Consider the following 18,074-nt stretch of genomic DNA (forward strand, 5'->3'; position numbering starts at 1 on the left):
CCAGTGTGACCGAAAACGACCTCGAACGCGAGCACCCCCGACCCACAACCACCAACTTTTTCGGCAGCCACCTAGGGTCTTGCGCGATGTTGCTCCTTGCTTCGGGATCGCCGCGCCGCAGTGAACTACTCGATCTGCTCGGCGTGTCCTACATAATCGAGTCACCATCTATCGACGAAACGCCTGTTCCCGGTGAGTGTCCTGAGCGAACCGTGCGACGGCTGGCGGCGGCCAAGGGTGCGGCGGCCGCCGCCCTCCATCCCGATCGATGGGTGCTCAGTGCAGATACAGTGGTGGCGCTCGACGATCGTGTTCTGGGCAAACCAATCAACGGTCCGGATGCGGTTGCGATGCTGCGATTCCTCTCGGGCAGATCTCACCAGGTCTTTACCGGTATTGCATTGGGCAGACAAGGTGCGACGCCCATGGTTGAGCACGCGTCGGCGACGGTCAGGTTTCGCCTTCTCGAGGAGCGAGAGATCGAGGCATACGTAGCCACCGGCGAACCGTTCGACAAGGCCGGTGCCTACGCAGTCCAGGGCGTGGGTGGTGCGTTCGTTGATCGCCTCGATGGTGAGCTCTCGACGGTAGTCGGGCTCACCCTCTCGGTCACTGCAAGGTTGCTTGGACAGGCAGGTATCCCCAGCGTTCTGGCCCGGTAGAGGGGCAGCTCCACCCCGGTCTGGTCGAAGTCTGTTACGTGGCTTCTGGCCCAACAGCGTGGGCCGAAAGACCCTACGAGCGCCCGGTGACCGGACAGTAACGTTCCGGTTGTTGGGTCCCCCCTCAGCGATCGAGACCCCCGGCATCGCCGGGGGTCTCATTCTTAATGTAAGTCCGACGGCTCGGCCGACAGGCGGTGGTCGCCTAGCGGCTCCTCGCCGGGTGCGAAGTAGGCGCCAGGTGCTTCCTGAGCATGGCCCAAACATCCGGCCGGGCAAGTTTCGTTCGTAGGGACGCCAGCGTTTTGATAAACGCCGGAACGGCAGCCGAGGCGCTCATCGGGTTCGGGCGCAGGAGCGCTTGCACCTCCACCGAGGGAGTGATGGTGAGAACCTCGGTCTTGGGCCAGGCGTCGTGGATCATCGTTAGCTCTTCGTCGAGGGCAGCTTTTCCGACCCGATCGAATGCTCCCTCATAGAACCTGCCGCCGTCCCGCGTCTCGTCTGCTGCCATTGGGGCAATGATCAATACGAAGTCGAGTGGCTCTTCGTTGGCGAGGATGAGGTCTGCGTGGGTGCCGGACGCCACTCCACCGTCGACATAGTGGTTGCCGCCGAGTTCAAATGGAGCGAAGACCAGCGGCACTGCGGACGACGCCGCCACGGCTTGACGGAGTTCCACATCGGGCGCGTCCACGGTGCCGAAAGCTATCCGACGCCTCGATTCCAGTTCGTATGCAACTATGACGGTCGGGTCGTCCGGCCAGCCATCTGCGAACTCACCGACCTCCTCGGCCAGCCAATCACCAATGCCGGCAGCATCGAACGGAGCCGGAGATCCAAGGATGAGCGACACGCCGGGCTTGCGGATTCCCGGGATGATTCCATGTCGAACCCAACGGCGGACGCCTGCCGGGCGCCTTCGGCGATAAACCGCGGTGCGGATGCGATTGGCCACGTCTTCCCGGCTGTCGTCCGGGCGGGCAAGCGAGTCGATCGACAGTCTGCCCGAACGCACGATGCCGGCCACGTACGAACCCGCCGACGTTCCGATGATCACCTCGGACGAGTTGGGATCCCAACTCGTGGCCATATGGATAGCCATGAGAGCTGCCAGTTCATATGCAGCTCCGGTGATACCGCCACCACCTAGAACGAGTCCTACCTTGCTCACGATTTGACAGGATAGAGCCGTTCTCCTGATCGCGCGGTATGGTCGACGGAATGTCCGTTCGCCCGTATTCATGGCCACAAGATCTGCCGGGACTCGATGAGTTGTTCGAGCGGTGTCGTCTCCGCGATGGGCATCATCCACTCAGTGAGAACAAATACCGGACGATGCGAGGTGCCCAATCATCGGGTGAGGGCTTCGTCATCGAAGAGTCCGGGATTCCGGTTGGATACCTCCAGCTGCTGGCCAGCAAGATAGATGGAACGTATGAGTTCGAACTGGCGGTGGATCCGGCTCTACGCGGAGAACTCGAGGAGCCGCTGCTTGAAAGTGCGTTGGCGAGAGCCCGGCAACTGGGAGGCGACACGGCCATGGCCTGGGTCTATACGCCCGGCGGCGAGCGGCCACTCCAGGAGTTTGGTTTCGAGCCGTTGCGGGACCTCCATCAGCTCCGGGTGCCATTGCCCGCCGCGGCCCCTCAAATGGTGCTCGACATCCAGATCCGGGCATTCGAGAATTCAGACGAGGATGCGCTGCTTTCCCTCAACAACCGCGCATTTGCCGGCCATCCGGAAGCCGGAAACTGGACTGCAGAGGATCTTCATGAACGACAGGCCCACCAGTGGTACGACCCGACCGGAATACGTATGGCATTTTTCGGGGAACGTCTGGTTGGGTTCTGTTGGACGAAGGAGCACCCCGGAGGTCTCGGAGAGATCTATCTCATTGCCGTTGATCCCGGATTCAGGGGCCGCGGTGTCGGTCGGGCGATAGCCCTCGACGGTCTCGACTACCTCAGCAGCGCGAAAGGGTCAACGCAGGGGATGCTGTATGTCGATGCAGTGAACGAATCCGCCCTTCGGCTCTATGAAGGTCTGGGTTTCGAGGTCCATCACACCGATCGAGTGTTCAGTCTGAGTATCTGAACTTCACGGATGCAGTTGGTCGAGGTCTTCGGACCGGTCGGTACCGAAGCGGCGACCGCAGGATCGGCATGCCTGATCCTTTTCGTTCGTCTGGGAATAGCACCACGGGCAGGGAAGATCGAGCTCGAGGTCCATCGTCGGTTGGGAATCCTGCAGGCGGGAACCACCAAACCTACCCCCGAGTACGATGCCGAATACCAGCACACGTACTATCAGATATGCGATCACGTTGTCCTCCTTCGCCGGGGAGAATACGCGGCAAAGGCTCAGTAACGACGGATTTCGCGCTTTGCAGGCGAATCGGGATTCGTGCCTGCGAAGAGCATGGAGTGCTGGCTGGGGGAGCCAACAGCAGTTGGTCCCCTAAGCGGGCAGCGAAGCCTCGATCTCATTCACAATGGGCATCAAGCGATCGAGTCGTCCGTCTGCCGTTTCGGCCGCCTGCATCAGTTCTCGACCTCCGTGGAATACGATCCACGGTTGCAGCACATCGTTCGGCATCGTTCGTCCGTAACCTTCGATCATGGCCTCCGCGGCCGCGTCGCCGGCCGACATACGGAGAGTCCACACCGCCAGTGAGAAGTCCCACTCGGCGGGAGCTGCGGTTGCCCAAGCCCAGTCCGTCAGCGTAACGCGTCCCGTCTCGTCGTCGACACGAAAGCGATCCGGGCGAGGATTCGTGTGACACGAAGTGGGCAAACCGCCGGCAGGCGGCTCGGCCGCCAAAGCGCGTTCGAGCAGGCTCTGGGACAACCCGACGCGGCGGCGGTAGCGCGCCAGGCGAGTGAAGACCGATTGATACTCGGAGCGGAGCCAGGCCGCGTCCATTCCGCCGGCCAGATTGGTGAGATCGTCGGGATTCGCCTCGTGCACGTGACGGAGAATTCGACCTGCCTGGCGAGCCGGACCCAAACTCGTCGGCAATGTGGCCAGATTCCAGGCACCGGCATCCTCGAACAATCCCCAGGCGGCGTCGGCCTCGACGCTCCACTCGATTACTTTCGGAATACCGTCCACATCGGCCAGGGCTTCCAGAGCCCGCTGCTCACGACGCTGCAATGAACTGGTTCGATACACCGTGAGGATCGTCGTTGCATGGGGAGCAAACAGCCGAAATGTTCGACCTGAGAAGCCGGACAGCTCGTGGACCCGACCACCGCGAGCCAGCTGATTAGCGATCTCCAATGCGTCCATACAGTTCCCTCCGAAAGTAAGTTCCGAAAGTTTCGTTTGCTGCCATTACCCTACCGCGATATGACCGGAGAAACGCGATGACCATCCAACTCACCTTTCCAGACGGATCCGTCCACGAACACGAATCAGGCGTGTCGGGGTTCGAAGTGGCCGCGGCTATCGGTTCCCGACTTGCCGGGGCGGCCGTGGCCATCAAGCTCGACGGTGAACTACTGGACCTGAGCAGGCCTTTGCCGCACGGCGGAGCGTTCGAGGTTGTCACCGAGACGACCGAAGAGGGTCGCCATGTCATCCGGCATTCCGCCGCTCACATCATGGCCCAGGCTGTGCTGGACCTGTTCGACAATGCGACTTTCGCAATCGGCCCGGCGATCACCGACGGGTTCTACTACGACTTCAACATCGGACGCCCGTTTGATCCCGATGATCTCGAGCAAGTTGAGCGCCGCATGGCTGAAATCATCGAAGCCGACCAGCTCTTTGAACGTGAGGCCTGCTCCATCGAGGAAGCACTCGCCCTGTTCGTCGACCAACCCTACAAGAAGGAGATCATTCAAGCTGTTGATGACTCCGAAGGGGCCGGTGGTGAATCGGTGAGCATCTACCGCAACGCGGAATTCGTCGATCTCTGTCGAGGTCCGCATCTGCCGAGCACAGGACGCCTCAAGGCGGTGAAGCTGTTGCGCTCAGCCGGTGCCTACTGGCGGGGCGATGAGACGCGCGATCAGTTGCAGCGCATATACGGGACTGCCTGGGAATCGAAGAAAGCGCTCGACGACTACCTCAACCGGCTCGAGGAAGCCGAACGACGCGATCACCGCCGCCTCGGAAACGAGTTGGACCTGTACTCGTTCCCACCCGAGTTGGGGTCCGGTCTGGCTATCTGGCACCCAAAGGGTGGCTTGCTGCGCACGATCATCGAGGACTACAGCCGGAGGACCCACCTATCCCACGGCTATGAGATCGTGGCCACACCGCACGTCGCCAAGGCCCAGCTGTGGGAAACCTCCGGGCATCTCGACTTCTACGCCGAGGGGATGTACCCCGGCATGCTGCTCGACGAGCAGACCGAGTACCGGATGAAGCCGATGAACTGCCCGTTCCACATTCTGATCTTCAAGAGCAACGGACGCAGTTATCGGGAACTGCCGCTCCGTCTCTTTGAACTCGGCACCGTCTATCGGTACGAGCGTTCCGGCGTGGTCCACGGCCTCCTCCGAGCTCGCGGATTCACCCAGGACGACAGTCACATCTTCGCAATGGAGTCACAACTTGGCGACGAACTACAGAATCTGCTGGGTTTCACGCTGATGGTGCTGCGGGACTTCGGGTTCGACGAGTTCGAAGCCGACATTTCCACCAGGCCGGAGAAGTACGTCGGCCGGGACGAATCCTGGGACAAGGCTGAGGCCGCCCTCCAGCAAGCCCTCGAAATCGCCGGCCTACCGTTTGAGATTGCAGAGGGTGAAGGCGCCTTCTACGGGCCGAAAATTGATGTGCACGTGCGTGATGCAATCGGTCGCCGCTGGCAACTCTCGACGCTCCAGGTCGATTTCGGGCAGCCCGAGAATTTCGACCTGCTGTATGCCTCAGCGGAGAACACCCGGGAGCGGCCGGTGATGATCCATCGCGCTCTCATGGGGTCGATTGAGCGGTTCGTCGGCATTCTGGTGGAGCACTATGCCGGAGCGTTTCCAGTCTGGCTCGCGCCGGTTCAAGCAGCGATCGTCCCGGTCGCCGATCGCCACATCGGCTACGGCAGGGAGGTGGCTGCCGCGCTGGGCGAGGTCGGCTTGCGGGTCGAAGTCGACGAGGCAGACGACACCGTCGGCGAGAAGATTCGCCGGGCGATTACCCACAAGACTCCTGCTGTGCTCGTCGTAGGTGACTCGGACGTGGAAGACGGAACGGTCGGTCTCCGGCTCAGAGGAGATGAGCATGAACGGCGCGGCATCGGTATCGCGGACGCGCTCGACGAACTGAAGCAATTGGCGGCGGCGCCGCGATGACCGATCGCGAACCGGCCGGCATTCACATCCCGAAAGAGACGGCTGACGCCGAGTCAGTACCCGAGGACCTCGACTCCTGGGCCCTCGGCCCGTATGAGTTCCCTTCTCCGCGCCGCCGACGCCTCTCGGCCTGGGTGTATTTGGGGGCCGGCATGCTCGCCGCAGGCGGGGCAATGTCGGGGTTGCCGGCGGGCATGTGGATAGTTGCCGCTTCTTTGGTGGGACTGGCCGGCTGGCACATGCTGACGGCCTGGCCTTTGGAAGTACGGGACTCCGAGGCACTGGAGACGGCGGCGAGGTCTGTCTCGTTTCCGGTTGGCCATTCGTCGGGAGCCGTCCGTTTTGAGGGTTGGCGTTCCCGACCGACCTGGAACGTGTTGCTCTATTCCGCAGACAACCCTCCGTCAAAGCGAGGACTCGTGCTCCTCGATGCGGTGACCGGCGAGCTACGGGGAGAGCCCTTCGAAGAGGTTATAGGTCCTGAGTTGTAGGTTCTGAGTTCGAGAAGGCGGCCCCCTGTGGAGCCGCCTTCTCGCAAGAACCTAGAACCTAGAACTTATGACCTGTTTCTACCTCTGGTCCATCGGTACGAGCTTGCGTTCGTTCTCTCCGACGTAGATCTGTCGTGGACGGCCGATACGGGTGGTGGGATCGAACCGCATTTCCTTCCATTGGGCGATCCAGCCCGGCAGCCTGCCGATGGCAAACAACACGGTGAAGATATCGACGGGGAAACCCATCGCCTTGTAGATGATGCCCGAGTAGAAGTCGACATTCGGGTAGAGCTTGCGCTCTGCGAAGTACTCGTCCGATAGGGCAACCTCTTCGAGTTGTTTGGCAACATCGAGCATCGGGTCGTCTTTGCCGAGCTTGTCGAGCACATCACCCGCATAGCTCTTGATGATCCGGGCCCGGGGGTCGAAGTTCTTGTAGACACGATGACCGAACCCCATCAACCGGAACGGGTCATCCTTGTCCTTGGCCTTGGCGATGAACTGCTCGACATCGCCGCCACCCTTGATGATCTCGTCCAGCATCTCAACCACCTGCTGGTTGGCTCCACCGTGGAGCGGACCAGACAGGGCGTGGATACCCGAAGCAACCGACGAGAACAGGTTGGCCTGTGACGAACCAACCATGCGCACCGTCGACGTCGAACAGTTCTGCTCGTGGTCGGCATGCAGGATCAGGAGCACATCGAGTGCCTTCGAGATGACCGGATCGACCTGGAACGGCTCGGTCGGATACGAGAACATCATGTGCAGGAAGTTCGACGAGTAGTCGAGATCATTGCGTGGATACTGGAACGGCTGACTCAATCCATACTTGTAGCCCCAGGCCACCAGCGTGATCATCTTGGCGATCAAACGCTTGGCGCTTATGTCAATCGCAGCCTCATCGGTCGGATCCAGAGCATCCGGGTAGAAGGTCGCCAGCGCCGACACCGCCGAAGCCAGCATCTGCATCGGATGCGCATCAGACGGGAAGGCCTCATACAGATGCTTCATGTCCTCGCGCACCATCGTGTGATGGGTGATGTCGTTGGTGAACTTCTCGTAATCTGCCGCAGTCGGCATTTCGCCGTAGAGGAGGAGGTAGGCAACCTCCAGGAATGAGGCCGTGTCGGCGATCTGCTCGATCGGGTAGCCCCGATAACGCAGAATGCCCTCTTCGCCGTTGAGGAACGTGACGGAACTCAGAGCTTCCGCCGTGTTGGCGAATCCCTTGTCCTGAGTCACGATCCCCGTCTGTCCCCGCAGCTTGTTGATGTCGATCGCCACTTCCCCCTCGGTACCGGTGATGACCGGCAAAGTGATCTCTCGATCGCCGATTCTGAGAAAGGCCTCGTCCATGTCCATCTCCTTTGCTGCGGTCCGCTAGGACTCATCCTCCCGGGCCGCGTCGATCACCTTCCGGGCTTCCTGACTTGGCATTTCGTCGTACCGTGTGAACTTCATCTCGAAGAACCCGCGGCCCCCGGTCATCGACCGGAGATCGACCGCATAACGCTGCATCTCGCCCAACGGCACCTCAGCGGTGACCACCCGCAGGTAGTCATCCGAGTCCATACCGAGCACGCGGCCACGCTTTGCGTTGATATCGCCTATCACGTCACCCATGTATTCCTCCGGGACTCTGATCCTCGCCTCCATGATGGGTTCGAGGATGATTGCTCCCAGGTTCGGAGCTGCGGCCCGGAAGGCAAGAATGCCTGCCATCCGGAACGACATCTCATCCGAGTCGACGGAGTGGTACTTACCGTCATAAAGAGTGGCCTGGACGTCGACGACCGGGTACCCGGCGAGTGGACCTTTCACTAGGGCCTCCTGGACCCCTTTTTCCACTGCGGGGATGAATTGGCGGGGAACCGATCCACCTTTGGTCGCATTGATGAACTCGAACCCGGCACCGCGAGGGAGTGGAGCGAACTTCACGAAGGCAACGCCAAACTGCCCACGACCGCCGCTCTGCTTCTTGTGTTTCCCTTCGGCCTCGGTCGACGCGGTGATGCTCTCGCGATACGGAACAGTCGGGGTGGCAGTGTCGATCTCAACGCCGAACTTCCGATTGATCCGGGCTGCCGTCACATCCAGGTGTGCGTCACCGAGTCCAGACAGCACCGTCTCATGGGTCTCGGGCCGGCGTTCGACGGAGAGTGTCGGATCCTCTTCAACCATCTTCTGCAGCGCACCCGACAGCTTGTCCTCGTCCTGTGAGGACTTTGGGAAGACCGCCAGTGACATGACAGGGGCCGGGAAGCTGACCGGCTTGATGCGGATACCGGCGCCCGGGGTAACGAGTGTGTCGCCCGCCAGAAGGGAATCGAGTTTGGCGACTGCGGCGATGTCCCCGGTTGTGACCTCCCTGGCATCGTGGTGATCCTTGCCTTGCATGAAGAAGAGGTTGTGCATGCGGCCGTGACCGCCTCTGGTGGCGTTGTCGAGGTTGTCGTCGGCCATCACCGAACCTGAGAAGACACGGAACAACGAGATCCGACCGACGTAGGGGTCGGAATGTGTCTTGAATACGTAAGCGGTCGCAGGCCCCTCGGCAGAGACGACGAGTTCCCCCTCCTCCATCGGAGGCGCAGAATGCTCCAGTGGATTCGGGCCGAATTCAACGATGAAGTCGGCGAGGGTGTCGATGCCGATCAAGCCGGTGGCCGAGCCGCACAGGACCGGGAAGATTTCCGCTTCGAGCATGCCTGAATGTACGGAGGCGATGATCTGATCGCGGGTCGGCTCCTGGCCTTCGAAATATCGTTCCAGCATCTCGTCGTCCGTCTCGACGATGGCTTCGATGAGCGTGGTGTGTGCTGCTGCGACCGCGTCGGCCAATTCGGGGGGGAGATCGACCTGGGATGCGATGAACCCGCCGTCGTATCCGAAAGCCCGGTTGGAAACGACCCGCACGATCCCCTTGAGGTCCTGTTCAGATCCGATGGGCAGCTGAATAGGGGCGATGCGCTTTCCGAAGGCTTCGCTGAGCTGGGTGAGGGTTCGCTGGAATGACGACCGTTCCCGATCGAGCTTGTTGATGTATACGACCCGCGGTATGTGCTCTTCTGAGGCGGCCCTCCACAAAGCTTCGGTCTGGACCTCGACTCCGTCAACGGCGGACACGACGAAGATGGCCATGTCGGCGACCCGGAGGGCTGCAAGAGCATCGCCGATGAAGTCGGCGTACCCGGGGGCATCGAGGATATTGATCTTGTGGCCCTTCCATTCACAAGAGGCCACCGCGACGTTCAAGGAGATCTGGCGTTCTGTCTCCTCGGGTTCGAAATCGGTGACCGTGGTGCCGTCTTCGACACGTCCAACCCGGGTGGTGGTGCCTGTGACATGAAGGAGTGCTTCAGCGAGACTCGTTTTCCCGGCGCCGCCATGTCCAACCAGCACCACGTTGCGGATTCTCTCGGGAACCACACGACCTCCTCGTTGCTCGGGTTCGGGCGCATACTAGTTGCGGTGACCAGCGCGGATTCCTGCTACGTTGGGCGCCTCCCGGGAAAGCCTCCATATGATCGAGCAACGAGCCAGAGGCCATGTCGAGCGATATCTCGATCCGATCGGCCGTGTCCTCGTTGCTGCGGGGTTCACCCCGATGGCCGTCACGATCGTCGGCCTCAGCCTCGTGGTCGGCGGATCGGTGGTAGTCGGGTTTTCACATTTCGTTCTGGGTGCCTCCATGGCCTTGCTCGGCTCGGCTCTCGACGGGCTCGACGGGACCGTAGCCCGCCTCTCGGGCAAGGCATCCAAACGCGGCGCCTTCCTCGACTCGGTCTCGGATCGCCTGGGTGAAACCGCTATGTGGGCGGGCCTTGCCTTCGCGGTGTCGCACAATGCGCTGGCCACCTCCGACAACGCGGTCCTGGCGTTGCTCTGCGTCCTCAACCTGGGAGCCTCACTTCTGGTGTCGTATCTCCGCGCTCGGGCGGAATCTGTGGGAGCAGACGGTCGCGGAGGGCTCATGGGTCGAGCGGAACGCGTGATCTTGTACACAGCCGGGCTGGCTTTCAACTTCGTCCCCGTTATGTTGTGGGTCATGGCCGCCCTGACCTGGATGACCGTCGCACAACGGTTCGCATTGGTGTGGCAACGTCTCGAAGGTTGAAACGCTTAACGGTCTACTGGACGCTGCGGTTCGCCGCCGGCATCCTGGCGATACTTCCCGAGCGCGTCGCAGTGCATCTCGGCCACCTCGGTGGCTGGATTGCCTGGCTGGTGGCCGGGGACAAAAAGCAGATGGCCATTCGCCACATGGAGAGGCTCGGTGCGGGTGCGTCTGCTGAGCGCAAGGCGCGCCGGATGTACGCGGCCTACGGCCGCTACTGGGCCGAGGCGTTGTGGATGCGCCCGCGGCGTGCCGGCGAGGCGAGGGAGCGAATAACGGTCGATGGCCTCGATCGGGTGCTGGCCGCCCGGGATGCCGGGGCCGGAGTCGTATTCGCTCTGCCGCATCTCGGCAACTGGGAAGTGGCGGGAACCATCGCTCAGAGTGAACACATCGAGCTCATGGCAGTGGCCGAGAATCTCCGCAACCGGCGCCTGGTCGACTGGTTCATCAAACTCCGCAACATGCTCGGGATCCAAATCGTTCTTGCAGACGGGAGCCGCGAAGTCTTCAAAAAGCTGCTGGCCGTGATTGGTCGAGGCGGCGCGATCGCCCTTCTGTGCGATCGGGATCTGAACGGACGCGGGGTCGAAGTGGAGTTCTTCGGCGAGATGACGACGTTGCCCGGCGGGGCGATCAGCATCGGTATTCGCACCGGTGCCCCTGTAATCCCGGTTGGCACGTACTTTCGGGACGGGCGCGGCCACCACATCATCGTCGGCCGACCAATCGACATCCCGTCGGAAGGCAGCATGGACGAACGGGTGGCAGGGGGCGTACGAGAACTCGCCGCCGCCTTCGAGGCGTTGATACGTCGGGCGCCGGAGCAGTGGCATCTTCTCCAACCGAACTGGCCGTCCGATCGGGAAATCTCGTGAAGGTCGCAGTCGTTTCGCCCTATGCCCTCGATGCGCCGGGCGGTGTGCAGAACCAGGTCATTGAACTGACCAAACGTCTCGGAGACCAAGGTGTCGATGCCTGGGCGGTCGGACCGGGCCGCCGCGGACCGCTCGGCTCCCGCTTGTTGGGACGCGGCATCTCTATTCCCGTCAACGGTTCACGCGCTCCGCTGGGCCTCCAGCCGTCGATCCTGCGGAGAGCAGCGACAGCTGTGCAGGGAGCTGACGTGGTGCACCTCCACGAACCATTCGTGCCGGTGATCGGCTGGGCCTTGTTGGGCAGGAGCGGGATTCCAATCGTCGGGACTTTTCATGCCGATCCGTCTTCTCTGGTTCGAGGCGCTTATCGCCGCCTGCGTCCGGTTGCGGGGCGAATAGCGAAGAACCTGTCGATTGCGACCGCGGTGAGCGAGGTCGCTGCTTCTGCAGTGCGGCCGTTTCTCCCGGATGTCACCATCATCCCCAATGCCATCGACACTGCGGAGTACCGGCCGGACGTGAAGAAAGACCCCCACCGGGTGGCGTTCCTCGGCCGCGACGAGCCGCGCAAAGGTCTCGATGTACTGCTGGCTGCCTGGCCTGCCATCACAAATGCGGTACCGGATGCCGAACTCGATGTGATCGGCACCTACAGATCGGATCGAACCGATGGTGTTCGCTTTCTCGGGCGGGTCGATGGGAAGGACAAGGCAGATCGCCTGGCGGAAAGCGCGATCTTCGTCGCACCGAATCTCGGTGGCGAGAGCTTCGGGATCACGTTGCTCGAGGGTATGGCCGCCGGTTGTGCTGTTGTCGCCTCGGATTTGCCGGCCTTCACGGCGGTCGGGGACGCGGCGGTCAGATACTTCGCCCGCGGGAACGCCACGGACCTAGCCGAGGCGGTCATCGATCTGCTGCTCGATGCGGCGCAAACGCGGGAGGCAGGGCAGCATGCGGTGCGGCGTTCGCAAACCTTCGACTGGACTACAGTTCTCCCCGCGTACATGCAGACCTACGAATCCGCAGTACGCGGCCACTGACCTCTCCTCTTCCCAGGACTATGCAACAACTCATTGAACGCTTCAAGAACCTGTCCAGAGAGCAACAACTCGCCATTGGAGGTGGATCGGCCGTGGTGCTGGTCCTACTCGTCGTTGTGCTCTTTCTCACCGGGGGTGATGACGAACCGGTGAGCGTTGCCTCCACGACCACTTCGACCTCTGAGGTCGACACGACCACAACATCGCAACCCGGGACTACGACCACAACGGTCGGGCCGGCGGGGGAGATCTGGCCGCTGACCGGAGTGGCCGATGCAGAGGCAGTCCCAACGGCACCCATCCTCGTCGCCAAAATCGACAACAGCTCTTCTTCCCGGCCTCAAACCGGAATCGCCGAAGCAGACATGGTCATCGAGGTCCTCGTCGAGGGCGGCGTGGCCCGCTTCCTGGCCTTCTTCCAGTCGGAAATCCCCATCGAGATCGGGCCGATTCGGAGCGCCCGAGAAGTTGACCCGAAGCTCATTGCGCCATTTGGTGTGGTTTTCGCACACTCGGGCGGCGTGGCCGCCAATGTCGAGGCCATACGCCGGGTGGCAGTGGACGCCGGGGATCCTGTACTCGGCAGCGCCGCCTACGGTCGCGACCCTGACCGGCCCGCACCGTACGACCTGATGCTGAACCCGGAGGTAGCTCTCGAACTGGGTGACGAGACGACGGGGGACATCTGGTTCCGGTTCGACGAGACAGCACCGGAGGGCGAGCAGGCGCTGACGGTGAATCTCTCGCTCTCACCGTTGACCAATCCGACGTATCGATGGTCATCCGCCGATAACGGATTCCTCCGTTTCCACGGCGACGTCGCCCACGTTGATGACTCCGGCGAGGAGATCGTGGCGAGCAACGTAATCGTTCTGGTCGTACGCCAGATCGATACGGGCAGGACGGACTCCGCAGGCAACGCGGTGCCCGACTACCAGGTCAACGGCAACGGCGATGCGTTTGTGTTTCGCGATGGGGTTGCCATCCGGGGAACCTGGGAGCGCGGCAGCGAAGATGGGTTCTTCCGCATCCTCGATGCGACCGGACAACCGATTCCCCTGGCCCCGGGGAATGTATGGATCGAACTCACCCCAATCGGCCGCAGCCTCGGCTGGCAGTAGAATCGGTAGAAAAGGAGTCACACCGTGGAACGTGGTACCGATCGAGTCAAGCGAGGCCTTGCCGAGATGCTCAAGGGCGGCGTGATAATGGACGTCGTCAACGCCGAGCACGCCAGGATCGCCGAGGACGCAGGTGCTGTTGCGGTGATGGCGCTCGAGCGGGTTCCGGCCGACATTCGGGCCGACGGTGGTGTGGCCCGCATGTCGGATCCGGCGATGATCGAAGAGATCATGGAGACCGTGAGCATTCCTGTCATGGCCAAGGTGCGTATCGGACATTTCGTTGAGGCACAGATATTGCAGGCCATGGACGTCGATTACATCGACGAGTCCGAGGTACTGACCCCGGCCGACGAGGAGCACCACATCGACAAGTGGGCGTTCACGACTCCGTTCGTATGTGGTGCCCGCAATCTGGGGGAAGCCCTTCGCCGCATCGGTGAGGGGGCGGCGATGATCCGCACAAAGGGCGAAGCCGGCACCGGCAACGTGGTGGAAGCCGTTCGGCACATGCGGCGGGTGACGAATGAGATCCGGGCGCTGGCCTCGATGAGCCCGGAACAGCTCATGGCGGCGGCGCGCGACCTCGGCGCTCCGTTTGATCTGGTCCAGGAAATCGCCGAGACGGGCAAACTCCCCGTTGTGAATTTCGCGGCTGGAGGCCTGGCTACGCCTGCCGATGCTGCCCTGATGATGCAGCTCGGATGCGACGGTGTGTTCGTCGGGTCCGGAATCTTCAAGAGCTCCGACCCATCGACACGGGCCAAGGCGATTGTTGAAGCAACCACCTATGCCAACGATCCGGACCAACTCATCAAGGTGTCACGGGGCCTCGGTGCGGCTATGCCCGGCCAGGAGATCGCCGATCTCGAGGTCAAGCTCGCCGAACGAGGCTGGTGAGGATGGGCCCGGTCGGTGTTCTCGCCCTCCAGGGCGACTTTCGGGAACATCAGCAGAGCCTGGAACGCGCAGGGGCGATCTCTCGACAGGTTCGCCGGCCGGCGGATCTCGACGGCATCTCAGCTCTGGTGATCCCTGGCGGGGAATCGACCACGATCGGCCGGTTGGCCATCCTCTACGGGTTGATCGACCCATTGTGCGAGGTCGTCGACGGCGGGCTCCCCACGTTCGGTACCTGCGCGGGGCTCATCTTCCTGGCCGCCGGAACGGTCAAAGAGGGTCCGCCGCAATTGGGATGCCTCGATGTGATCGTCGAACGAAACGCTTTCGGACGCCAGAACGACTCGTTTGAGGCACCCATCGAGGTGCAGGGCCTCGAAGCGCCGTATCTCGGTGTGTTCATTCGGGCCCCGCAAGTCTCCAAGGTGGGGCCGCACGTGGAGGTGCTGGCGACCTACGATGGTCAGGTCGTCATGGTCCGGCAAGAAAATATCCTGGCTAGTGCGTTCCATCCGGAGCTCACAGACGACGTGCGGATCCACGAGATGGTGTTGAGCATGCGGAAGGGAGACTGATGTCAGGCCACTCCAAATGGGCCAACATCAAACACAGGAAGGGCAGGCAGGACGAGGCCAGGGGGAAGTTGTTCGCCAAACTCGCCAAGGCCATCGAGGCTTCCGCCCGTCACGGTGGCGGCGACCCGGCGATGAACCCGACGCTGGCGACGGCTATCGCCAAGGCCAAAGCCGCTTCGATGCCCAACGACAACATCGACAGGGCACTCAAACGCGGGTCTGGTGAGGGAGCGGACGCGGTCGACTTCACCGAGGTTTGGTACGAGGGCTATGGGCCGGGAGGAGTCGCCGTCTATATCCACGCGTTGACCGACAATCGCAACCGGGCCGGTTCCGACATTCGGGCGACGATGACAAGGAACAATGGCAACCTGGGTGAACCCGGCTCTGTCGGGTACCTCTTCGACCAAAAAGGATTCATAATCGCCATGGGCGACGAGGAGGCCGTCATACTCACGGCGTTGGACGCCGGCGCCGAAGATGTCCGCGAAGCAGACGGGGCCTTCGAAGTCATAACCCGCCCCTCCGACATGCCGGTTATCGAGAAGGCTCTCCTGGGGGCCGGCGTCAAGGTGGAATCCGCAGACGTGACCCAGCTACCCAGCACGACCGTGCCGCTCGAGCGGGAAACCGCCGGCAAGGTGTTGCGCCTCATCGACGCACTCGAAGACCTCGACGACGTCCAGGATGTCTACGCCAACTTCGACATTCCGGACGATGTGATGGACGCGCTCAGCCAGTAGCCGCACGCCGATCCCTGCAGGGAGGGCCCGGCGACAAAGCGTGATTCCGTCCGGACTGCCGGGTACAATCCCGTACATATGTTCGTTTTGGGTATCGATCCCGGACTCACTACCACCGGCTATGGACTGGTTACTCGGACCGCCGACGGCCTCCGTCTGCGCACCTTTGGTGTGATCCGAACTGCGACCGGCGACGCTATCGAACGGCGTCTGCTGGAGTTACACAGGGATCTCAGCGAGGTCATCGAGGAGCACCACCCAGATGCCATGGCGATCGAACAGGTCTTCACCAACCGGAACCTCCAGACATCGATCGCAGTGGGTCGCGCCTCCGGCGTAGCTCTGCTGGCCGGAGCCACGGCCGGACTGCCCGTCCATGAATACACACCGACCCAGGTGAAGTCGGCAGTGGTGGGATACGGCAGGGCCGACAAAAAGCAGGTTCAACGGATGGTGATGCAGCGTCTCGACCTGCATGAGCTACCGACTCCTGCGGATGCGGCGGATGCGCTGGCCGTGGCACTGTGCCACCTTCAGGCATACCGGCTGGCCGGTAGGTTGTCCGGATGATCGGCCGGCTACGCGGGACCATCGTGGGGCGCCGCAGCGAAGGCATGATCCTCGATGTCGGAGGGGTCGGGTATGAGATCGCAGTAACTCCACAGACGCTGAGTTCATTGCCAGGGTTGAGCGAACCGGTCGTCCTCCATACGCACCTTCACGTACGCGAGGACGCGATGACCCTGTACGGATTCCTGGATGAACCGTCTCGCGATATGTTCCGGCTGCTGCTCGCCACATCGGGGATCGGGCCCAAGGTGGCGATGGCGATTCTCGGCAGCATGCGCCTCGAGGAACTCCATCGGGCGGTCGGCAACGAAGACGTCGATGCACTGACGGTGGTTCCCGGCATCGGCAAACGAAGCGCCCAGCGCATCCTGCTCGAACTCAAGCCGCGACTCGTGGATGCCGACGTCGTCTCACTAGGTGGCGACTCTGGACCCGGACGCGTGCGTGAAGCCTTGGAAGGACTGGGCTACGGCGCGGCTGAGATCCGTGAAGTCATTCCGGACATCCCGGCAGACCTGCCGCTGCAAGAGCAACTCCGGATGGCGCTCAAAGCACTGGGGCGGCACAAATGAGGGAAGAACGCATGCTCATGGCCGACCCTATCGGTGAAGAAGAAGTGGTGACAGAGCAGAGCCTCCGGCCTCGTCGCCTGATCGACTTCGTAGGCCAGGCGAAGCTCAAAGAGCGTCTCTCCATTTCCATTGAGGCCGCCTCACAACTCGAGAAACCACTAGATCATGTTTTGCTCTCCGGTCCACCAGGTCTGGGCAAGACGACACTGGCCACCATCCTCGCCAACGAACTCGGCACCCGTCTGCGTGTCACGTCTGGACCTGCCCTGGAACGTCCCGGCGACCTGGCCTCGATGTTGACCAACCTCGAGCACGGCGATGTGTTCTTCGTCGATGAGATCCATCGGTTGCCGAGGATTGTCGAGGAAGTGCTCTATCCGGCCATGGAGGACTTCGAGCTGGACATCATTCTCGGCAAGGGGCCGTCGGCGCAGTCGATACGGCTCGATCTGCCCAGGTTCACCCTCGTCGGTGCCACGACCCGGAAAGGCAAGGTCACCGCGCCGTTGCGAGATCGGTTCGGAATTGTCGACAAGCTCGATTACTACGACGCTTCTGATCTGGAAGTCATCGTTCGCCGCTCAGCCGGGATTCTCGGCATCGAGATCACCGATGGTGGCGCAGAGATGATCTCCAGGCGAAGTCGCGGAACGCCCCGGATTGCCAACCGGTTGCTGGCGCGTGTGCGTGACTATGCGATCGCCCGCGCCGGTGGGGTCGTCGATGACCAGACGACGGTTCGGGCGCTCGAGGTGTTCGAGGTCGACGAGTTGGGGCTGGACAAAGTCGATCTGGCGATAATTTCTGCCATCGTGACGAAGTTCGGGGGAGGGCCGGTCGGCCTGTCAACGCTGGCGATCGCCGTCGGCGAAGAACCGGAGACGGTTGAGGATGCCTATGAACCGTTCCTGCTTCAGATCGGCATACTGCAGCGGACCCCGCGCGGCAGGGTGGCAACGTCCTCCGCATACACCCATCTAGGCCTGGAACCACCGGTGTCGGCACAGCGCGTTCTACCGGGAACCTAATGGGGGTCTACGGGGCTTCTGCGGTTGTGGGAGTCTTGTGGCTGAGCCTGCTGGCCGGTGAGCACTGCCGG

At 62.0% G+C, this 18,074-nt stretch carries 18 protein-coding genes; 14 read left to right on the plus strand and 4 right to left on the minus strand.

What is annotated here, in order from left to right; genetic code table 11:
• The first annotated feature begins 86 nt into the window (after positions 1-86).
• Positions 87-662, plus strand: a complete 576-nt coding sequence (locus tag P1T08_15690) for a Maf family protein (protein MDF1597521.1) — start codon at positions 87-89, stop codon at positions 660-662.
• A 205-nt stretch (positions 663-867) separates the two neighbouring features.
• Here the strand turns inward: P1T08_15690 and P1T08_15695 are convergent, their stop codons facing one another.
• The gene (locus P1T08_15695) at positions 868-1,836 is read right to left on the minus strand and encodes a patatin-like phospholipase family protein (GenBank protein MDF1597522.1); all 969 of its coding nucleotides are present in this window, start codon (positions 1,834-1,836) and stop codon (positions 868-870) included.
• A gap of 50 nt (positions 1,837-1,886) precedes the next feature.
• Here P1T08_15695 and mshD point away from each other — a divergent pair, with 50 nt between their 5' ends.
• Entirely contained in the window at positions 1,887-2,759 is an 873-nt protein-coding gene (gene mshD, locus P1T08_15700) for a mycothiol synthase (GenBank protein ID MDF1597523.1), read from the plus strand.
• A 363-nt stretch (positions 2,760-3,122) separates the two neighbouring features.
• On the opposite strand, the gene P1T08_15705 is transcribed toward mshD, so the two are convergent.
• Entirely contained in the window at positions 3,123-3,953 is an 831-nt protein-coding gene (locus P1T08_15705; GenBank protein ID MDF1597524.1) for an aminoglycoside phosphotransferase family protein, read from the minus strand.
• A gap of 77 nt (positions 3,954-4,030) precedes the next feature.
• Between P1T08_15705 and thrS the strand changes: the two genes are divergently transcribed.
• Both thrS and P1T08_15715 read left to right on the plus strand, forming a co-directional pair.
• A complete protein-coding gene (thrS, locus tag P1T08_15710; protein MDF1597525.1) occupies positions 4,031-5,962 on the plus strand; it encodes a threonine--tRNA ligase in 1,932 nt (643 codons plus the stop codon).
• Positions 5,959-6,453, plus strand: a complete 495-nt coding sequence (locus P1T08_15715) for a hypothetical protein (GenBank protein ID MDF1597526.1) — start codon at positions 5,959-5,961, stop codon at positions 6,451-6,453. Before thrS ends, P1T08_15715 begins: the two co-directional genes overlap by 4 nt.
• A gap of 78 nt (positions 6,454-6,531) precedes the next feature.
• Here the strand turns inward: P1T08_15715 and P1T08_15720 are convergent, their stop codons facing one another.
• Positions 6,532-7,815, minus strand: a complete 1,284-nt coding sequence (locus P1T08_15720) for a citrate synthase (protein MDF1597527.1) — start codon at positions 7,813-7,815, stop codon at positions 6,532-6,534.
• A gap of 24 nt (positions 7,816-7,839) precedes the next feature.
• Positions 7,840-9,888 (minus strand): elongation factor G, encoded by a 2,049-nt coding sequence (gene fusA, locus P1T08_15725; GenBank protein MDF1597528.1) that lies wholly within the window; start codon positions 9,886-9,888, stop codon positions 7,840-7,842.
• Between the two features lie 94 nt (positions 9,889-9,982).
• Here fusA and P1T08_15730 point away from each other — a divergent pair, with 94 nt between their 5' ends.
• From P1T08_15730 to ruvB, 10 genes are all read left to right on the plus strand, one after another.
• A complete protein-coding gene (locus P1T08_15730) occupies positions 9,983-10,576 on the plus strand; it encodes a CDP-alcohol phosphatidyltransferase family protein (GenBank protein ID MDF1597529.1) in 594 nt (197 codons plus the stop codon).
• On the plus strand, positions 10,573-11,454 hold the full coding sequence (locus P1T08_15735) for a phosphatidylinositol mannoside acyltransferase (GenBank protein MDF1597530.1): 882 nt from the start codon (positions 10,573-10,575) through the stop codon (positions 11,452-11,454). The genes P1T08_15730 and P1T08_15735 overlap by 4 nt, the downstream gene beginning before the upstream one ends.
• A complete protein-coding gene (locus tag P1T08_15740; protein MDF1597531.1) occupies positions 11,406-12,494 on the plus strand; it encodes a glycosyltransferase family 4 protein in 1,089 nt (362 codons plus the stop codon). The genes P1T08_15735 and P1T08_15740 overlap by 49 nt, the downstream gene beginning before the upstream one ends.
• A gap of 20 nt (positions 12,495-12,514) precedes the next feature.
• The gene (locus P1T08_15745; protein MDF1597532.1) at positions 12,515-13,615 is read left to right on the plus strand and encodes a DUF3048 domain-containing protein; all 1,101 of its coding nucleotides are present in this window, start codon (positions 12,515-12,517) and stop codon (positions 13,613-13,615) included.
• A 24-nt stretch (positions 13,616-13,639) separates the two neighbouring features.
• Positions 13,640-14,515, plus strand: coding sequence for a pyridoxal 5'-phosphate synthase lyase subunit PdxS (gene pdxS, locus P1T08_15750; GenBank protein ID MDF1597533.1), 876 nt, complete (start codon positions 13,640-13,642; stop codon positions 14,513-14,515).
• A 2-nt stretch (positions 14,516-14,517) separates the two neighbouring features.
• A complete protein-coding gene (gene pdxT / locus P1T08_15755) occupies positions 14,518-15,090 on the plus strand; it encodes a pyridoxal 5'-phosphate synthase glutaminase subunit PdxT (GenBank protein MDF1597534.1) in 573 nt (190 codons plus the stop codon).
• Positions 15,090-15,833: a YebC/PmpR family DNA-binding transcriptional regulator gene (locus tag P1T08_15760; protein MDF1597535.1), complete on the plus strand. Its 744-nt coding sequence runs from the start codon at positions 15,090-15,092 to the stop codon at positions 15,831-15,833. Before pdxT ends, P1T08_15760 begins: the two co-directional genes overlap by 1 nt.
• 78 nt (positions 15,834-15,911) lie before the next feature.
• Entirely contained in the window at positions 15,912-16,403 is a 492-nt protein-coding gene (ruvC, locus tag P1T08_15765) for a crossover junction endodeoxyribonuclease RuvC (GenBank protein MDF1597536.1), read from the plus strand.
• Positions 16,400-16,975 carry a Holliday junction branch migration protein RuvA gene (gene ruvA, locus P1T08_15770; GenBank protein MDF1597537.1) on the plus strand — a complete coding sequence of 192 codons (576 nt, stop codon included), beginning with the start codon at positions 16,400-16,402 and terminating at the stop codon, positions 16,973-16,975. The genes ruvC and ruvA overlap by 4 nt, the downstream gene beginning before the upstream one ends.
• A complete protein-coding gene (ruvB, locus tag P1T08_15775; protein MDF1597538.1) occupies positions 16,972-18,003 on the plus strand; it encodes a Holliday junction branch migration DNA helicase RuvB in 1,032 nt (343 codons plus the stop codon). The genes ruvA and ruvB overlap by 4 nt, the downstream gene beginning before the upstream one ends.
• Positions 18,004-18,074 lie beyond the last annotated feature (71 nt).

This window comes from Acidimicrobiia bacterium (genome assembly GCA_029210695.1).
Classification (GTDB): Bacteria; Actinomycetota; Acidimicrobiia; order Spongiisociales; family JAHEDJ01; genus JAHEDJ01.